Annotated in this window: 16 protein-coding genes; 6 read left to right on the top strand and 10 right to left on the bottom strand. The window is 71.0% G+C overall.

Annotation, left to right across the window (positions count from 1 at the left end):
* Positions 1-77: 77 nt before the first annotated feature.
* Genes ABD284_RS16470 through ABD284_RS16450 form a run of 5 tightly spaced genes read right to left on the bottom strand, consistent with a single transcriptional unit; the run spans position 78 to position 4,576 of the window.
* Complete coding sequence (locus ABD284_RS16470) at positions 78-827, bottom strand: LytR/AlgR family response regulator transcription factor (protein ID WP_344144288.1); 750 nt, start codon at positions 825-827, stop codon at positions 78-80.
* Between the two features lie 4 nt (positions 828-831).
* Complete coding sequence (locus ABD284_RS16465; RefSeq protein WP_344144285.1) at positions 832-2,121, bottom strand: GAF domain-containing sensor histidine kinase; 1,290 nt, start codon at positions 2,119-2,121, stop codon at positions 832-834.
* Positions 2,118-3,803, bottom strand: coding sequence for a solute symporter family protein (locus ABD284_RS16460; protein WP_344144356.1), 1,686 nt, complete (start codon positions 3,801-3,803; stop codon positions 2,118-2,120). The genes ABD284_RS16465 and ABD284_RS16460 overlap by 4 nt, the downstream gene beginning before the upstream one ends.
* Complete coding sequence (locus tag ABD284_RS16455; RefSeq protein ID WP_344144283.1) at positions 3,803-4,156, bottom strand: hypothetical protein; 354 nt, start codon at positions 4,154-4,156, stop codon at positions 3,803-3,805. The genes ABD284_RS16460 and ABD284_RS16455 overlap by 1 nt, the downstream gene beginning before the upstream one ends.
* A gap of 3 nt (positions 4,157-4,159) precedes the next feature.
* A complete protein-coding gene (locus tag ABD284_RS16450) occupies positions 4,160-4,576 on the bottom strand; it encodes a hypothetical protein (protein WP_344144281.1) in 417 nt (138 codons plus the stop codon).
* Between the two features lie 269 nt (positions 4,577-4,845).
* Here ABD284_RS16450 and ABD284_RS16445 point away from each other — a divergent pair, with 269 nt between their 5' ends.
* Both ABD284_RS16445 and ABD284_RS16440 read left to right on the top strand, forming a co-directional pair.
* A complete protein-coding gene (locus ABD284_RS16445; protein ID WP_344144279.1) occupies positions 4,846-5,187 on the top strand; it encodes a DUF4212 domain-containing protein in 342 nt (113 codons plus the stop codon).
* Positions 5,184-6,860, top strand: coding sequence for a sodium:solute symporter family protein (locus ABD284_RS16440; RefSeq protein ID WP_344144277.1), 1,677 nt, complete (start codon positions 5,184-5,186; stop codon positions 6,858-6,860). The genes ABD284_RS16445 and ABD284_RS16440 overlap by 4 nt, the downstream gene beginning before the upstream one ends.
* 131 nt (positions 6,861-6,991) lie before the next feature.
* Here ABD284_RS16440 and ABD284_RS16435 read toward each other — a convergent pair whose 3' ends face one another.
* The gene (locus tag ABD284_RS16435; protein ID WP_344144275.1) at positions 6,992-8,092 is read right to left on the bottom strand and encodes a CapA family protein; all 1,101 of its coding nucleotides are present in this window, start codon (positions 8,090-8,092) and stop codon (positions 6,992-6,994) included.
* Between the two features lie 365 nt (positions 8,093-8,457).
* Between ABD284_RS16435 and ABD284_RS16430 the strand changes: the two genes are divergently transcribed.
* Positions 8,458-9,300 (top strand): siderophore-interacting protein, encoded by an 843-nt coding sequence (locus ABD284_RS16430; RefSeq protein ID WP_344144274.1) that lies wholly within the window; start codon positions 8,458-8,460, stop codon positions 9,298-9,300.
* Between the two features lie 91 nt (positions 9,301-9,391).
* Here the strand turns inward: ABD284_RS16430 and ABD284_RS16425 are convergent, their stop codons facing one another.
* Positions 9,392-10,045 carry a hypothetical protein gene (locus ABD284_RS16425; protein ID WP_386698820.1) on the bottom strand — a complete coding sequence of 218 codons (654 nt, stop codon included), beginning with the start codon at positions 10,043-10,045 and terminating at the stop codon, positions 9,392-9,394.
* Positions 10,046-10,228: 183 nt separating this feature from the next.
* Positions 10,229-10,750, bottom strand: a complete 522-nt coding sequence (locus ABD284_RS16420; RefSeq protein WP_344144272.1) for a MarR family winged helix-turn-helix transcriptional regulator — start codon at positions 10,748-10,750, stop codon at positions 10,229-10,231.
* Between the two features lie 154 nt (positions 10,751-10,904).
* Between ABD284_RS16420 and ABD284_RS16415 the strand changes: the two genes are divergently transcribed.
* The 3 genes from ABD284_RS16415 to ABD284_RS16405 all read left to right on the top strand — a co-directional run bounded on the left by ABD284_RS16415 (position 10,905) and on the right by ABD284_RS16405 (position 14,698).
* A complete protein-coding gene (locus tag ABD284_RS16415; protein ID WP_344144270.1) occupies positions 10,905-12,383 on the top strand; it encodes an MFS transporter in 1,479 nt (492 codons plus the stop codon).
* 53 nt (positions 12,384-12,436) lie between these two features.
* Positions 12,437-13,267 carry an SDR family oxidoreductase gene (locus ABD284_RS16410; protein ID WP_344144268.1) on the top strand — a complete coding sequence of 277 codons (831 nt, stop codon included), beginning with the start codon at positions 12,437-12,439 and terminating at the stop codon, positions 13,265-13,267.
* A 366-nt stretch (positions 13,268-13,633) separates the two neighbouring features.
* The gene (locus tag ABD284_RS16405; RefSeq protein WP_344144266.1) at positions 13,634-14,698 is read left to right on the top strand and encodes a methyltransferase; all 1,065 of its coding nucleotides are present in this window, start codon (positions 13,634-13,636) and stop codon (positions 14,696-14,698) included.
* A gap of 717 nt (positions 14,699-15,415) precedes the next feature.
* Here ABD284_RS16405 and ABD284_RS16400 read toward each other — a convergent pair.
* Positions 15,416-16,102: a dTDP-4-dehydrorhamnose 3,5-epimerase family protein gene (locus ABD284_RS16400; protein ID WP_344144264.1), complete on the bottom strand. Its 687-nt coding sequence runs from the start codon at positions 16,100-16,102 to the stop codon at positions 15,416-15,418.
* Between the two features lie 30 nt (positions 16,103-16,132).
* A complete protein-coding gene (locus ABD284_RS16395) occupies positions 16,133-16,951 on the bottom strand; it encodes an AfsR/SARP family transcriptional regulator (protein ID WP_344144262.1) in 819 nt (272 codons plus the stop codon).
* Positions 16,952-17,299: the final 348 nt, after the last annotated feature.

Here is a 17,299-nt window from a genome sequence, read left to right as displayed (position 1 = left end):
GAACCAAATCTAGTGGGAAAGCGGTTTCCGTCAAGGGGGGCAACGCAGGGTGAACACGGGCGGAACCGCTCGCGCCCCTACAGCCCCAGCACCCGGCGGAGCTCGCGGGCCTGGCGCCGGGAGACCTCGACGCGGCTCTTGCGGGGGTCGTCCATCAGCAGCATCAAGGTGCCCCGGAAGTCCGGTGCCAGTTCGCGGACGTAGTCGAGATTGACCAGGTAGGAGCGGTGCGCACGGAAGAAGTGCGAGCCGCGCAGCCGGCGCTCCAGCTCGTTGAGCGAGAAGTTGACCAGCACCCGCTCGTCGGCGAGCTGCAGGTAGGAGTACCCGCGCGCCGCGCCCGCGTAGACGATCGAGGACTCGTTGAGCAGCACCGTCCGGTCGCCCTTGTGCACCGGGATGCGGTGCGGCGACTCGCTTCCCTCCGAGCGCCGCGGCACCGGCTGGGCGTCGGCCTCCTCCGCGCGCGAGGCCAGCGCGCGGTCCAGCGCACGCGCCAGCCTCTCGGCGTCGAAGGGCTTGACCAGGTAGTCGGCGGCGTCCAGGTCGAAGGCCTCGACGGCGTAGTCGGGAAAGGCCGTGGTGAAGATGATCCGGGGCGGGTTGGCCGCCTCGCGCAGCTTGCGCGCGATGTCCAGCCCCGTGCCGCCGGGCATGCGGATGTCCATCAGCACCAGGTCGTAGTCGAGCGAGTCCAGCAGCAGGAGGGCTTCCTCCGAGTTGGACGCCTCACCGACGACCTGCACGTGATCGAATCTCGACAGCAGGTAGCGGAGGTCCGCCCGCGCTGGGGCCTCATCGTCGACGATGAGGCATCGCGCGCGCATAGGCTCACCCAAGCGGTATCTGCAGATCCACTACAGTGCCACCGTCCTCGGTGGACTGGATGTCCAGACGATAGCGCTCACCGTAGAGGGATGCCAAGCGTCCCGCGATGTTGCTCAGCCCCTGGCCGCCGCCTTCGCGGCGCTCGCCGTCGGAAATCCGTTCCAGCAGCTCGGACGGGATCCCCACGCCGTCGTCGGCGACGCGGATGGAGGTCGTGCGCGTCAGCGGGTCCACGCGCGCCTTCAGGGTGACGGTGCCGCCCTCCACCTTCCCCGCCAGCCCGTGCTTGATCGCGTTCTCCACCAGGGGCTGGATGATCAGCACCGGCACGTGCGCGGTGAGCACCTGGGGGTCGATGTCGTAGCGCACCCGGACCCGGTCGCCGTAGCGCGCCTGCTCCAGGGAGACGTAGGTGCGCACGAAGAAGTACTCCTGGCCGAACTCGGCGAAGTGTCCCTCCTGGCGCACCACATAGCGGAAGAAGTCGGACAGGCGCACCAGGAGCTGGCGCGTCTCCTCGGTGTCGGTGTGCACCTTGGAGGCGATCGTGTTGAGGGTGTTGAACAGGAAGTGCGGGTTGATCTGGGCGCGCAGCGCGTCGAGCTTGGCGTCGACCGCGAGCCGCTGGCGGCGGTTGAGCTCGGCCAGCTCCAGGTGCAGCGAGAGGATGCCGGCCAGGCCCTCCACCACGCCCTGCGGCGAGAGCGCGCCGTCGCCGCGGTACACCTGCAGCGTGCCCACGGTGCGGTTGCCGTCGGTGAGCGGCGCGACGACCGCGGTGCGCAGCGGGCATGCGGGGTCCGGGCAGCCCAGTTGGCCGCGCCGCCGCACCAGCACGGTCCTGCCCCGGTTCAGCGCGCGGGCGGTGGGTGCGGGGACCTCCTCGCCGGAGCGGTGGTGTGCGGATCCCGGGCCGGCGAAGGCCAGGACGTGCTCCCGGTCGGTGATCGCGACCGCGGCGCCGCTGAGCAGGGGCTGCAGCAGCTGCACGGTCCGCCGCGCGCTCTCGGCGGTCAGCCCGGACCGCAGCGGCATGGAGCGGCCCACCGCGGCGATCGTGGTGCTCTGCCTCCCCTGCTGGAAGCGGGTCGAGACCGGCTGCGCCGACCGCTTGCTGCGCGGCCCCCGCAGCGCCGAGGGGTAGCCGAAGATCAGAGCGGCGGTCAGGGCGGTGCCGATCAGCACGGTGGTGCCGGTGCCCAGCGGCGGCGCGGTGATCAGCTGCGTGACCAGGTACACGGCCCCCCAGGCCAGGAGGATGACCCCCGCCAGCGGCAGGCTGCCGTTGCTCAACCGCGTTCACCGCCGCGCCGCCCGAGTCCGGTCACGGTCAGCCGGGCGATGCGGACGGCGCGGCGGTCGGCCGCGGTGCCGTGCATGCGCACCCAGATGCGGTCGGTGTCCTGGGGCGGCCGGGTCACCAGCGAGACCGCCACCGTCACGGCGGCCGCGCACGGCGCGGAGAAGACCGTGGGGGTCAGCAGCACCTCGGAGTAGGCGGAGTCCCCGAGCAGCACCCCGGCCGCGCCCATGCCCACCGCGGCCGCGGCCCCGGTGAGCATGCCCGCCACCGCGCCTGGGCCGGTGGTGCGCCGCCACCAGATGGCGAGGATGAACACCGGGGTCAGCGCCGATCCGGCGAGCACGAACGCCCAGGTCACCATGGTCGCCACAATAGACGGGAACTGGCCGGTGAGGGTCTCGGGCCGCACGCTCAGCGCCATCACGGCCGAGACCGCCGCGACCAGCGCCACCGCGGCGCGGCCCGCCCACAGCGCCTGGGCCTGGGTCGCGCGGGGGTTGATGTAGCGCTCGTAGATGTCGTGGCCCCACGACGCCGCCGATGCCAGCAGCAGCCCGGCGATCGTCGACAGCACCGCCACCAGCGCGCCGACGGCGATCAGCGCCAGTCCCGCGCGGCCGCCGAAGATCTGGCCGAGGACGAGCAGCGCGTACTCGGGTACCCGCAGGATGCCGCCGGTCGTCAGCTCGGCCACCCACGGCACGTCGGCGGCGACCTCCCTGATCACCGAGCGGGCCGCGGTGCCCAGCAGCACCGCCAGGGCGTAGAACAGCCCGGCCAGGCCCACGACCCACACGGTGGTCATACGCGCGGCCGTGCCCGTGGGGCTGGTGAAGTAGCGGTTCATGATGTGCGGCAGCCCGGCGGTGCCCAAAACCAGCGAGAGGATCAGCGCGAACTGGCCGAGCTGGCTGTACTGGCCGCCAGGCTCGCCGAAGAAGGCGGCCGAGTCGGGGTGCAGCCGGTTGGTGACCGCCTCCAGGCGCCAGCCGCCGCCGGTGTCGACGGGGTTGGCCAGCGGCCGCGAGGACAGCTCGCGCAGCGCGTCGGTGTAGCTGAACCCCGAGACGACGACGATGATCGCCAGCCACAGGAAGATGGCCAGCAGCAGCAGGAACTGCACGGCCTGGGTCCAGGTCGTGCCGCGCATGCCGCCCAGCGAGACCATCAGCATGATCGCGACGGTGGAGACGAGGACACCGGTGGAGTAGGCCGACATCCCGCCCAGCCCCCGGCCGATGAACAGCTCCCAGATGATCCCGCTGGCCACGGCCTGGGGCACCAGATAGGCCAGGATGATCAACTGCACGATGGCGACCGACGCCAGCCGCACGCCGTGCGACTCCAGCCGCCGGCCCAGGAAGTCGGGGATGGAGAACTCGCCGAAGCGCCGCAGCGGCGCGGCGATGAACAGCACCACCGGCACGAACCCCGCGGCGAACCCGGTCGCGTACCACATGCCGTCCAGCCCCGAGGCGTAGACGGCGGCCGCCACGCCGAGGAAGGACGCCGCGGAGAAGTAGTCGCCGCAGATGGCGCAGGCGTTGGTGACCACGCCGACCCGCCTGCCGGCGAGGTAGAACTCGAAGGTGGAGGTCCGCTGCGGCCGGATCAGGACGGCCACCGAGCCGACGGCCGCGAGCAGGACGACGAGGAGCACGATGCTCGTCATCACGGCGGGAGCGTCCCCTCCTCGTCGTGGTGGGCCTCACGGGCCGGCCCGCCGAGCATGCGCTCCTCGACCGCGTTGGACAGGGTGGCCGCGGCCAGGCAGAGCACGAAGAAGAAGACGTAGAGCCCGAACGCGGTCATGGCGAACATGGGGCTCATCCCGCCGAAGAGCCTGCCCTGGGACCACCAGTCCAGCGCCGCCGTCAGCAGCGGCACACCCACGACGACGCCGGCGAACACGGCGACGTGGCCGACGGCGACCCGCCGCAGGGTGCGGAAGGCGGCGTCGACCTCGGCCGGGGTGTCGTGCTCGTCCGCCGATCCCAGCGAGAGGTCGTGCCCGTCGTCGCGCACGGCTCAGGCCGCGGTGTACATGCGCCGCGCCGCGCTGAACAGCAGCACGACCCCGCCGGCGACGATCACCATGCTCACGCCCGGCAGCATCTTGCCCCAGCTGTCGGTCTCCGCGCTGATCTGCGCGATCTTGGCGAGCTGCCAGACCACGAGCGAGCCGCCGGCGGCGGCCGGGATCAGCGCGTGGGCGAGTGCGAGGGTGCGGTGGGGCAGCAGCGCGCCGGCGACGGCCACCACGCCCGCGCACAGCAGCCAGAGGCCCGGTCCCGCCATGGCCGAGAGGTTGCCCAGGGGCGTGGACACCCACGGCGTGAAGGCACCGATGATCAGGAGCAGTCCGCCGGTCATCAGCCCGAAGCTGCCCGTATGCAGGATGCCTCGCCGCGCGGGCGGCGCGGCGGAGCCGTTGGAAGCTGACATGGCCGCATCCTAGCCGCACAGGTCCTTGCTGTTGAGGGGGTCGCGGGCAGGAGTGAGGGGGGCGTGGTACCAGCGGTCGGCCGGTGGCCCCGAGCGGTCACCGGTGTGATCTGTGCCATTCGTCGGATCCAGGCGACCGTTCGGAAAAAGGATCGGCCGTTCGGCGGCATCGGTCTTGTGCGCCGTGCCACACGTGCGTTGGTGTCTACCTCAGCGGTACGGGGCCCGCCATGACTGAAGTCCCTACCCGGCAACTAGGAGAAGCGATCGTGGCTGATACGGAAGACAAGAGCTCGGGACCCCCGGGCGGCAACGGCTGGAGGCGCGAGTACTGGAAGAAGAACCTCCGGCTGATGGTGGTGCTGCTGGCCGTCTGGTTCGTCGTGTCGTTCGGATTCGGCATCCTTCTGGTCGAGCCGCTGAACCAGGTCGTCATCGCGGGCTTCCCCTTGGGGTTCTGGTTCGCGCAGCAGGGATCGATCTACGTGTTCCTGCTGCTGATCCTCGTGTACTGCCTGTACATGGACCGGCTTGACAAGGAGTACGGCGTGTACGAGTACGACGACGACGCCTCCGGCGGCACGGCGAGCCGTGAGGGGGGTGCGTCGTGAGCGAGATCCAGATCTGGACGACGATCTTCATCGTCCTGTCCTTCGGCGTCTACATGACGATCGCCTGGCGCAGCCGCGTCCGCGAGACCGAAGGCTTCTACGTCGCCGGCCACGGTGTGCCCACCATCGCCAACGGCGCGGCGATCGGCGCGGACTGGATGTCCGCGGCGTCGTTCATCTCCATGGCGGGCCTGATCGCCTTCCTGGGCTATGACGGCAGCATCTACCTGATGGGCTGGACCGGCGGCTACGTGCTGCTGGCCCTGCTGCTGGCGCCCTACCTCCGCAAGTGGGGGAAGTACACGGTCCCCGAGTTCGTCGGCGACCGCTACTCGGAGCTGGTGCGCACCATCTCGGCCGTCGCGGCGATCATCGTCTCGTTCACCTACGTGGTGGGCCAGATGAACGGCGGCGGCATCGTCTTCAGCCGCTTCCTCAACGTGGACATCACCTGGGGCGTGATCATCGCGGCGGTGGTCATCTTCGTCTACGCCGTGCTCGGCGGCATGAAGAGCATCACCTGGACCCAGGTGGCCCAGTACACGGTGCTGATCATCGCCTACCTGATCCCCGCCGTGGCGGTGGCTCAGACGATGACGGGCATCCCGATCCCGCAGGTGTCCTTCGGCCAAATCCTCAGCGGCCTGAACGACCTGTCCGTGGAGCTGGGCCTGGAGGTCTTCACCGACCCGTTCACCAGCCGGCCGATGCTCGACATCTTCCTGGTGACGATGGCGCTGATGATCGGCACGGCGGGCCTGCCGCACGTGATCATCCGCTTCTACACCACGAAGACCGTGCGCGGTTCGCGCTGGTCGGCGTTCTGGGCGCTGTTCTTCATCGCCCTGCTCTACACCACCGCCCCCGCCGTCGGCGCGTTCACCAAGTTCAACCTGCTGCAGGGGGTGAACGGCACCTCGACCGACAACCTGCCGGCCTGGGTGCAGAACTGGGCCGCGACCGGCCTGGTCTCGGTGAACGAGAACGCCGACGTGGTCAACTCGGTGAGCAACGACCCCGCTGCGGGTGCGGACCTGACGGTCAACAACGACATCCTGGTGCTGGCCTCGCCGGAGATCGCGGGTCTTCCCGCGCCCATCGTCGGCCTGGTGGCGGCGGGCGGTCTGGCGGCGGCGATGTCCACGGCGGCCGGGCTGCTGCTGGTCATCTCCTCGTCGGTCTCCCACGACCTGTACTTCCGCTACTTCCGCAAGACGGCGGGCGACCACGAGCGCCTGTTCGCCGGACGGATCGCGATGGCCCTGGCCATCGTCGTGGCGGTGATCGCGGGTATCAACCCGCCGGCCTTCGTCGCCCAGGTGGTGGCGTTCGCCTTCGGTATGGCGGCTTCCAGTTTCTTCCCGGCCATCGTGCTGGGCATCTTCTGGAAGCGATGCAACGCCATCGGAGCCGCGGCCGGCATGATCATCGGTCTCGGGTTCACCATCACCTACATGCTCTACACGCTGGAGGTGTTCGGGCTCTCGGCCCACGACTACATTCTCGGGATCAGCCCCGAAGGCATCGGCGCCGTCGGCGCGCTGGTGAACGCCGTGGTCACGGTCGTGGTCTCGCTGCTCACACCGGCGCCCTCGCGGCACGTCACCGACATGGTGGAGAGCATCCGCTACCCCTCCCCGCGCCGGAGCCAGCCCTCCGGCGCCGCGGAGTAGCCCGGGGGGAATCCCCCGTCCCGGCCCCTCCCGCCTCCTCCCAGCGGGAGGGGCCTCCCCGTGTAACCACGCGGGCCCCGACCAGGGCCCGGCGGCACCGGTCTGCGCCGGCGCCGCCGGGCCCGTCGCCGTCACAGCGCCGCCAGGGCTCCGTCCGGTGCCATACGGACCCGGCACCCGAGGCCGCGGCTCGCCTCGTCGAGTGTCAGCTGGAGCCACCGCGCCTCGTGCGTCCCGGCCCGCTCCAGCCGCATCCGCCGGGCCCGCAGGACGACCATCCGCAGGGCGGCCGCCCCTCGCCCGGGCTCGACGACCGCGAGATGGAGCAGCCGGAGCCCGGGGCGGTAGGCCTCGTAGCCGGGGATGCCCTCGTAGTCGTTGACCAGGTCGCCGCAGCCGTAGAGCACGAGGCCGCCGCGGTAGGACTCCAGCGGGCGCGGGTGGTGCGAGGAGTGCCCGTGCACGATGTCGGCGCCGCCGTCGATCAGTGCCCGGGCGAAGCGCCGCATGCCGGGTTCCACGCCGTAGCCCCAGTTGCTCCCCCAGTGGATCGAGGCGACGGCGACGTCGCCGGGACGCTTGGCGCGGCCGATCCGGTCGGCGAGCTCCGCGGCGGAGGCGGCCCCGAGCCCGGGCAGGAAGTCGACCCCGGGGCGGTCGCCGGCGGCCGCCCAGTCCGGCGGTACGCCGCTGGAGGCGGCGCCGAGCGAGAAGACCAGGAGCCGCCCGCCGCCCGGGAGGGGTACGGCGGCCGGTCGGCGCGCCTGTGCGGCGTGGTACCCGGCGCCCGCGGCGCGCAGGCCCGCGCCCTCCAGCGCGGCGAGGGTGTCCGCCAGACCGCGGCGGCCGAAGTCGAGCACGTGGTTGTTGGCCAGGACGCACACATCGGGCCGGACCGCGCTCAGGCACGGGAGGTTCGCGGGGTCCATGCGGTAGTGGACCGCCTTGCCGGGCGCGAAGTCGCCGCCGCGGGTGACGGCGGTCTCGACGTTGACGACCCGGGCGTCGGGCGCGGCGGCCTCCAGCTCCTCCAGCGCAGCGCCCCAGGGCCAGGCGAAGCCGACCGGCGCGGGGACGCTGCCGCTGCTGCGCTCGGCAAGGCCGACGTAGTCGCGGGCGTCGCGCACCACCGACTCCCGCAGCCCGGGGTCGCCCGGGTGCGGCAGGATCTGGTCGACGCCGCGGCCGAGCATCACGTCGCCGCTCAGGAACACGGTCACCGGGGCGGCCATGGCTCCAGCGTAGTCGCCGCACTCGCATCGGCACCCCTGGACGTGCTGAAGCCCCGCCCGGCGCGGACGGCGCGGGCGGCGTCTCCTACCATTGTGAGCGCGGCGCGGCCATCGCGGCGGCACGCGAGGAGCAGGGGTGCCCGTGCCGGCGAAGGCTCGGCAGGCAGCGGCCGCGCGGCCGGGAGCCCCGTCCCGGCGACGCGCGGCACACCACCGGCCCGGACTTCGAGCACAGCACCCCCTGTCGAGAGACCGCACCGACACCGCGCGGGACACCGGCCGGCACGGACCCCGGCCGGCGGCCCGCCCTCCACACGCTGGGGGGGGACGCCCCGAAGCGGGCGGACCGACGAAGGGAACCGACGATGGCCGAACGCCCCCGCCGCCAGGCACCCCGCGCCAAGCGCGCCCGGGTCCTGCGAACCGAGCGGCTCACCCCGCACATGATCCGCGTCGTGCTGGGCGGTGCGGACCTGGAGGACTTCGCGGCCGGCGAGTACACCGACCACTACGTCAAACTCCTGTTCCCCGCCGACGGCGGCGCCTACCCCGAGCCCTTCGACCCCCAGCGCATCCGCGAGGAGCGCCCGCGCGCGGAGTGGCCGGTGATGCGCACCTACACCGTGCGCCGGTGGGACGCCCGCTCGTGCGAGCTGACCCTCGACTTCGTCCACCACGGCGACAAGGGGCTGGCGGGCCCCTGGGCCGCCGCGGCCCGACCCGGCGACGAGATCTACCTCTCCGGCCCCGGCGGCGGCTACGCGCCCGACCCGGCCGCCGACTGGCACCTGCTGGCGGGCGACGAGAGCGCGCTGCCGGCCATCGCCGCCGCCCTGGAGAACCTCCCGCCCCACGCCCGCGCCCACGCCTTCATCGAGGTCGCCGGCCCCGAGGAGGAGCAGAAACTGGAGTCCCCCGCCGGCGCGGCCGTCACCTGGCTGCACCGCGGGACCGAGCGCGTCGGCGCGCCGCTCGTGCGCGCGGTCGCCGGCCTCGACTTCCCGCCCGGCGACGTGCACGCCTTCGTCCACGGCGAGGCCGGCGCCGTCCGCGAGCTCCGCCGCCTGCTGCGGCGCGAGCGCGGGATCGCGCTGGAGCGCCTGTCGATCTCGGGCTACTGGCGCCTGGGACTCGACGAGGACGGCTGGCAGTCCACCAAGCGCGAGTGGAACCGCGAGACCGAGCAGCAGACCGAGCCCGCGGGCTGAATCCGCGGGCTGAATCCGCGGAGTGAGCCCGCGGAGTGAGCCCCGCGCGCGCCGGCGCCGGCGCGCGCCGAGGCGGACCGGGGCGGGCGGCTCACATCGCGACGAGCATGAAGGCCATCGCCGCCGCCATCGCGGCCAGGGTCAGCGCCACCGACATCCGGGAGCGGGCCGGCGCACCGCCGGAGCCGCCGGCGGGGTGCGCCGACAGCAGCGCCGGGCCGGCGGCGGTCCCGCCGCCGGCCCCGACTGCCGCGGCGACCGGGCGGGCGAAGACGGGCAGCCGGTCGAAGGCGCGCGCGACCCAGCCGAGCACCGCGCAGCCGAAGTAGGCGGCGAACACGTAGCCGAGCCAGCCCGGGCGCACCCCGGGGTCGGCGAGCATGTAGGTCATGGCGAGGTAGTCCAGGGCCGACATCGTCCAGATGGGGTTCAGCGCGCCCTCGCGCGAGCGCAGCCCCAGCGCCGCGGCCGCCGTCGCGGCGGCCAGCAGCGCGAACAGCACCAGCCCGCTCCGGTGGAGGCCCTCGAAGTGCATGCGGGGCAGCAGGTACATCGCCGCCATGCCGGCCGCCATCACGGCATGGCCCGCGTGCCACCACCGCCGCTGCCCGGCCATCTGCGCCCCGTGCCGCAGATGGACGACGGCCACAGCGGCCAGTAGGACGGCGAAGCCGACCCGCACCCAGTCCGGCAGCCCGGCCGTGTGCGCTCCGTGGCCCGCGCCGGCCAGCACCGTCATCGCCACCGACCCGACTCCCTCCGCTCGGCCGCCGGAGAGGGTGTACCCCCGGGCCCGAAACGCGAAGTGAGAACCCGGTGACCGGATGCGGCCGCCCCGGCACCCGCGGCCGCAGCGGGCACGGGCGGAAGCCCTCGCCGCGCCTGCACCACCCTTCAGAAGGCCCGGGGGCATCGGGTGCGCAACTGCCTAGGCCCGCTTGCCGCGCCTGCTCTCGCGGCGGGCCTCCTGCACCTCCTCGGTCGCGCACTGGAGCTGCTCGGTGGCCAGATCGAAGAACTGCGCGAGAACCGCGCGCTGCTCGTCGGTGAAGCTGGAGATCAGGTCGTCCATGCGCTGGGCGATGGGGGCGAACAGGGGGGCCGAGCCGCCGCCGAGGGCGTCTGCGGTGGCGTCGCCCACGATGCGTAGCACGACACGCCGCCGATCACGAGGGTCCTCCGCGCGCTCCACGAGGCCGACGCGGTTGAGCCGGTCGACCAGCTTGGTCACCGCACCAGTGGTCAGCGCTGTGCGCTTGGCGAGTTCGCCCGCCGTCGCCGACCCGTCGACGTCCAGCAGGTTGAGGACGTAGAGGTCGACGGGATGCAGACCGGCCGCCTCTGCGGTGACCTGACCGTTCAGCAGCGTGGCCGTGACGAACCGCCTCAGGCGTCGGGACTCGTCCTCGCTGAGCTCCCACCTGTTCTTGACATCGGACTCGCTTGACATACCCCAGCTCTCCGTACGTATTATCTTCCAAACGGAAGATTCCCTTCAGGGAAGATAACTTCTCTCGGAAGCGATTTTAGACCACGTGCCGCGAGCGCCGGAAGGGAGAGGGGACATGTCGTCGGAACCGGCCACCGGCGCAGGAGGCGCCGGTGTGCATCCACCTCACAAGCACCGCTGGGCGGGTTCGGCCTTCCTCCTCGTCGCAATCGCGATGATCATGGTCGACACCACGGTCGTCACGATCGCGCTTCCCGTCATCGAACGGGAACTGGAGGCCAGCCAGGCCCAACTGCAATGGATCTCGGCCACCTACACCCTGGCCTTCGCCCTGATCCTGGTAACCGCCGGGCGAATCGGCGACATGGTCGGACGCAAGCGCACGGTTCTGTTCGGGATCGGCGGATTCGTCCTCGCCTCAGCCGTCTGCACATTCGCACCGGACGTCGGCGCGCTACTGATCGGCCGGGTGTTCCAGGGGCTGACCGCGGCGTTCGTCGTCACTCAGGGACTGTCGATCTTCCAGGTCGCCTTCCCGCCGGAGGAACGCGCCACGGTACTGGGCCTGTTCGGCGCCGTAGCGGGGGTCTCGGCGGCGCTTGGCCCGCCGCTGGGCGGCCTGCTGGTCCACGCCGACCTGCTCGGAATGGCGTGGCGCCCGATCTTCCTGATCAACCTGCCGATCGGGGCGGCCGCCTTCATCGGCGCGGCGATGTTCGTCCACGGGTCGCGCTCCGAGCGGCCGCTGCGCCTGGACCCCGCCGGAGTCGCACTGCTCGCCGTCGCGCTGTTCATGCTGCTGTACCCGTTGATCCAAGGGCGCGAACTCGGCTGGCCATGGTGGTCCTTTCCCGCAATGGCGGCGTCGGTGCCGCTGTTCCTGGCCTTCGCCGCGCACCAGAAGGCCCGGCACCGCAAGGGCGCCACGCCGATCGCCGCACCCGAACTGTTCCGGCAGCGATCCTTCGTCGTCGGGCTCGCCGCCATGCTCATGTTCTTCGGCGGCGCGTTCAGCCTGTTCTTCGTGTTCTCGATCTACCTGCAGAGCGGGCTGGGACTGTCCGTCCTGGAGGCGGGGCTCGCCACAATGGCCTCCCCGGTCGCGACCATGGTGGTCTCCGTCTTCTCGGTGCGCCTATCGGCGCGGTTCGGCCCGCGCGTGCTGACCGCCGGAGCGACGATCGCGGCGGCCGGACAGCTGATGCTCATCTGGATCGCCGGCCGGGTCGACGAGACCGCCGGCATCTGGAACTTCGTCCCACCGATGCTGCTGAGCGGTATCGGTGTCGGACTGATCGTCGCTCCGATCATCGACGTCATCCTCGCCAGGGTGCCCAACGCCGTGGCCGGCGCCGCGTCCGGCCTGCTCAACACCGCCGACCAACTCGGCATCGCCCTCGGTGTGTCGCTGGTGGGCACGGTCTTCTTCGTGCGGATCGCCGCAGCGGAGCAGACGGGGGCCAGCGGGCTGGAGGCGTTTGCCTCGGGTCTGCAGGCGGCGCTGTGGGTCAACATCGGCATGCTCGCGCTCGGCATGCTGCTGACCTTCCTGCTCCCGCGCACAACCGGGGGCGGCGCGTCGGTCCCGGAGGGCACCGAGGCGAACGGGGCGCGCCGGTCGGAGCGCATCTAGCGAAAGCACCTGCGACCCGACAGGAGACCGACACGAAAGGTGGTAGTGATCCGATGAAGATTTTGGTTATGGGAGCGACGGGCAGTGTGGGCCGCCGACTGGTCGACCGACTAGTGGAGTCCGGGCAGCAGGTGCGGGCGATGACGCGCGACGCGTCGCGGGCCGAGGGCCTGCCGACCGGCGTCGACGTGCGCTCGGGGGACTTCCGGGCACCCGAGACGCTTCCCGCCGTGTTCGACGGCGTCGACAGCGCTTACCTGTTCTCGGATCCCGAGACGGCGCGCACGGTCGTCTCGCATGCCGAGGAGGCCGGCATACGGCGCATCGTGGCCCTCAGTTCGATCATGGCCGACGAGCAGGACGGCGCCGAGGTGCGCAATCCCGTCGAGGAGGCCGTGCGCGGGTCGGGTCTCGACTGGACGATCCTGCGGCCCGGACCGTTCTCCGCGAACGCGCGTAACTGGTGGGCCTACGCAATCCGCGAGTTCGGCATGGTCCGCTGGATCTATCCCGAGGCCAGGCTGGCTCCCATCCACGAGGACGATGTGGCCGCCGTGGCAGCCGCGGCCCTGCTCGACGAGAGCCATACCGGCCACAGGTACACGTTGAGCGGGCCGGAGACTCTCACCCAGGCCGAACAGGTGCGCATCATCGGCAAGGAGATCGACCGGAGCCTCGCCTTCGAGGAGATCACCCCGGAGGAGGCGCGCGCGATGCTGAGCGGCGCGGGCGTTCCGGAGCAGATCATCGACAAGCTGATCGACCTGCTGGCCCGGATGCGGGAGGCGGGATCACGGGTGGCGCCGACCGTCGAGCAGGTTACCGGCCGCCCTGCACGCACCTTCGCCCAGTGGGTCTCCGACAACGCCCACGTCTTCCGCTGATCGGCCCGGCGGGCTGAGCCTGCTCGTGGCCGCCGCGCACGTCCGGTGGCGAAGCGGCAGGTTCAAGCGCGCCTCCACTGGGGGTCGAGCACTCCGCGCGACTCTCGCAGTCGAATCCGCCCTTGGACCGACCCCTCCGAGCACGGACCTCCGACGGGTACGTGCAGGCGCACCCGACGGAGGTCCCGTACCGCCGCGGCCTGCACACCAACACGAGCGGAACGCAGTGCGAATCGGCTCCCACCGGCGGAGCCGAGGACCCTGCGGCACTGCCGATCCGGGCGGCGAAAGGCGGCGAGAGCCTGCGCGCGCCCGACGTCCGAACCTCCGGCGAACACGGACTTCCACGACGATCGAGGAGCACGAATGAGCAGCTCAGCACAGCAGGCGGCCGATGGAGACTCCGGCCCGGACATGTCAGGGCTGATGGCACCGGTCTTCGGCTACGCCTTCTTCCAGATCGCGCACACCGCCGCAAGCGTAGGTGTCCCCGAGGCGATCGGCGAGTCGCCCGCCACGGTCGAGGAGATCGCCGCCGCGACCCGGACGGACCCCGCTCACCTATCCCGGCTGCTGAGATCGGCGGCCGCCGCGGGCCTGCTCACACTGCGGGAGGGCGGCCGATACGAAGTGACCGCGCTCGGCCGGCTGCTGCGCGAGGACTCGCCGTCCCAGGTCAAGCACATGATGGCGCTGCACGCCGCCCCGGCCGTGTGGCAGGCCTGGGCGAGGCTCGAGGAGTCGGTACGCACCGGTCGGCCCGCGTTCGAACTGGCGCACGGCGCCGACCTCTTCGACCACCTCGAAACCGATCCCGAGCTGGCGCAGACCTTTCACAGAGCGATGGCGGCCAGCACCTCCACTCAGATTCCCGCCCTCGTGGCACACTACGACTTCGGCGACTTCACCGAGGTGGTCGACCTCGCCGGCGGGAACGGGACGCACCTCGCCGCGATCCTCGCCGCCGACGACCGGATCAGCGGCACTCTGGCCGACACCGCCCAGGGACTCTCCGAAGCGTCCTCTGTGCTGGGCGAAGCCGGGGTGGCCGATCGGTGCACGACTGCGGTAAGCGACGTCTTCGAGTCGGTACCGGCCGGACGGGACCTCTATCTGCTGAAGAACGTCCTGCCCGACTGGGACGACGAGTCCTGTACGCGGATTCTGCGAAACTGCCGCGAGGCCATGGCGCCCGGCGGGGCGGTGAAGATCATCGCTTCGCTGGTTCCGGAGGACCCCCGGACGATCGACGGCGGGCAGATGACGGCGCTGTCATTCTTCGACATCTCCCTGATGACGCTGACCTCGGGCCGCGAGCGCACACTCGGCGAGTACGAGGAACTGCTCGCGAAGGCCGGTCTCCGGCTCCGCGAGGCCGCTCCGATCCCTGATACGGCCATGTACCACGAGGTCACCGCCCTGGCGGCCTGATCCACCGCGGCGGCGCGGGTCACCACTGCACCGCCGATTCGCTGGCTCGCCGGGCCGGGCGGTGCCGTTGCGCCGCCCGGCCCGCTGCCGGCGGACGTCCGGCGGAGGATTCGCCACCGGCGGCGAATCCGGCGGCTCGTCCGCGGTCGGCCATCGTGAAGGTCAGGCGGCGCGTCCGTGTTCCAGGTGCAGCAGGACCGGGGCCGCGCGGGTGATCGCTCCCGATGCGCCACGGGTTCAGACTGACCCGCCGCCGTGCCTTGAACGTGGCCTTGAGCAGGCAGCTCGCGCGCTCAGCGACACGGTGCACCCCGCGGATGAGCTGGTTGTAGGCCTTGTCGTCCTCGCTCAGCCTGCGCCCGGCGGGTTCTTGACCGGGTGGTGCAGCGCCGGGCTCAGCTTCTGATACCCCAGGTCGCACAACGTGGGCACCCCTCTTCGACTGCGAGCAGGGCCTTGGTTGGGCGCCCAGAGCTCGGGTGCCCTTGCGGATTCCTAGGTGGGGCGGCGGTGCGCGGCGGGCAGGCGGGCCGGATAGGCGCCGTCTCACGCGTGATGTCCAGGGTGGCGGTATGGGTGATACGGGAAGACACGTGGAGCCTTCGGTGACGGGCTGTCCTTTGGCGAGAACCCTTCTACCAGGGACTCCCCCAGAACCGGAGGGGCCCGCCGGCGCATTCACCCTCGCCGCACCGCGGGCACCGAAACCGGTCGGCCCTACCGCGCATTCCCACCGGTGGTTTCCGATTCCGTCGGGCGGTTCGTATCCCGGCCATGATGCGGAAAACCCGCAGCCGATTTCGGGAAATCCGCACTCGCCAGGCATTCGTGTAAGTCCTGGCACCGCCGATAAGAGGGCAGCAACCCGGTCGCGAGCGCGTCGGAAAGCCCGGGAGCCGCGCGATCCTTATTTGAAAGCACAGGAGTAACGTCCCCCGGCCATTCGATTCCGCACTCGGGATCGAGCGGATCGATGCCGTGCTCGCGCTCGGGCGCGTACGGCTGCGAGCACATGTAGACGAGAGTCGCCCCCTCGGTCAGGGCCATGAACGCGTGGCCGAGCCCTTCGGAGACGAAGACGGCCGCCCGCTCCTCCTCGTCGAGGCGGACGGACCGCCACGACCCGAACGTGGGGGACCCCTGACGGATGTCGACGACCACGTCCAGCACTTCCCCCGAAGTACACGTCACGTACTTCGCCTGCCCCGGCGGAACGTCGGCGAAGTGGATTCCGCGCAGCACCCCCTGCGAGGAGACCGATACGCCGACCTGGGCCAGCGCAAGCCCCCGGCCCGTGCACGCCGTCAGGTCGGCGGCACGGAAGCATTCGAGGAAACTCCCCCGATCATCGCGGTGTATGCGCGGCCGGTGGAGCCACGCGCCTTCGATACCCAAGGGCTCCATTCGAGCACCCCCCTGCCCGCCGTCCGCCCGTCAGCGCACGATCTCCGACATGGTCAGCGAGCCCGGACTGTCGGGAACCCGATCGATGAGTGTCTGCGCATCGGCGTTGAGGATCTCCATCTGGAAGCGCTGCAGCTCCGGCGAGGGATCGAGCCCCAGTTCCTCGGTGAGTACCCGACGCAGGTCCTGGTACGCCTCCAGCGCCTCGCCGCGGCGGCCGACGAGGGTCAGGGCGCACATGAGCTGGGCGTAGAACCACTCGTTCAGCGGATAGGTGGCGACGATCGAGCGCAGTTCGGAGATGCACTCGTGCTGGCGGCCCAACCGCATCTCGGCGGCGATGCGCAGCTGCAGGCACTCGATGCGTTGTTCCTCCAGGCCCACGGCATGCGCCTGGAGCCGGTGCCCGCGCTGCACGTCGGCCATGGCGTCACCCCGCCAGAGGGCGAGCGCCGCGTTGAGCTTCGCCCGGGCCTCGACCGGATGGCCGGCGTAGAAGTGCTCCCGGCCCTCCTGGTTGTAGCGCTCGAAAGAGATCGAGTCGATGCGGTCCTCGGGAACGCGCAGCACATAGCCGGGAGAGCATGTCACCAGGGACTCGCCGGAGAAGTGGCCGGGAAAATGCTGGGACATGGCCTTGCGCAACTGGTAAACGTACGTCTGCAGCGTGGTCGTGACACTTCGTGGCGGCGCGTCGCACCACAATTCGTCGATTATTGCGTCCGTACTCAGGGCTTTGTTGGGAGAGCAGAGGAGCAGTGCCAGCAACTGACGCAATTTCGGACTTCCGGGCGTGTACTCTAGGTCACCGTTGACGACTTCAAGTCTGCCAAGGATACCGAATCTCACAGTCGAGCCTTTCTGCCGCGAACAAGTCGTGGCCGTCCGGAGCCTCCGGCCTTTCACGGGCGCAATCTACGCCACGCACGCACACGCATGTCAACGTCTTTGTCGGAGCACTCCCGGCCCCGAACAAGTACATCGAGCGCAGACCTGCATTCTTTGGACCGACGTCCGCGGCGGCTTGTTGTTTTCTGACGGGGATGGATTCACCTGGATCTAATGGAGATCACATGCGAAATCAAGATCGCGTACGCTCGTTCGCGGCCGCTCACGCCTCCGGCCTGCTTCCGACCGGCACCGGCTCGCCGACGCGCCCTGTCCCCGCCCGAGGTGGCTTGCCGGGGACCAGGGGCG

The sequence above is a fragment of the Streptomonospora arabica genome, assembly GCF_039531585.1.
GTDB lineage: Bacteria > Actinomycetota > Actinomycetes > Streptosporangiales > Streptosporangiaceae > Streptomonospora > Streptomonospora halophila.
Note: the sequence above shows the minus strand (reverse complement) of the source record. Positions and strands in the feature narration are given on the sequence as shown.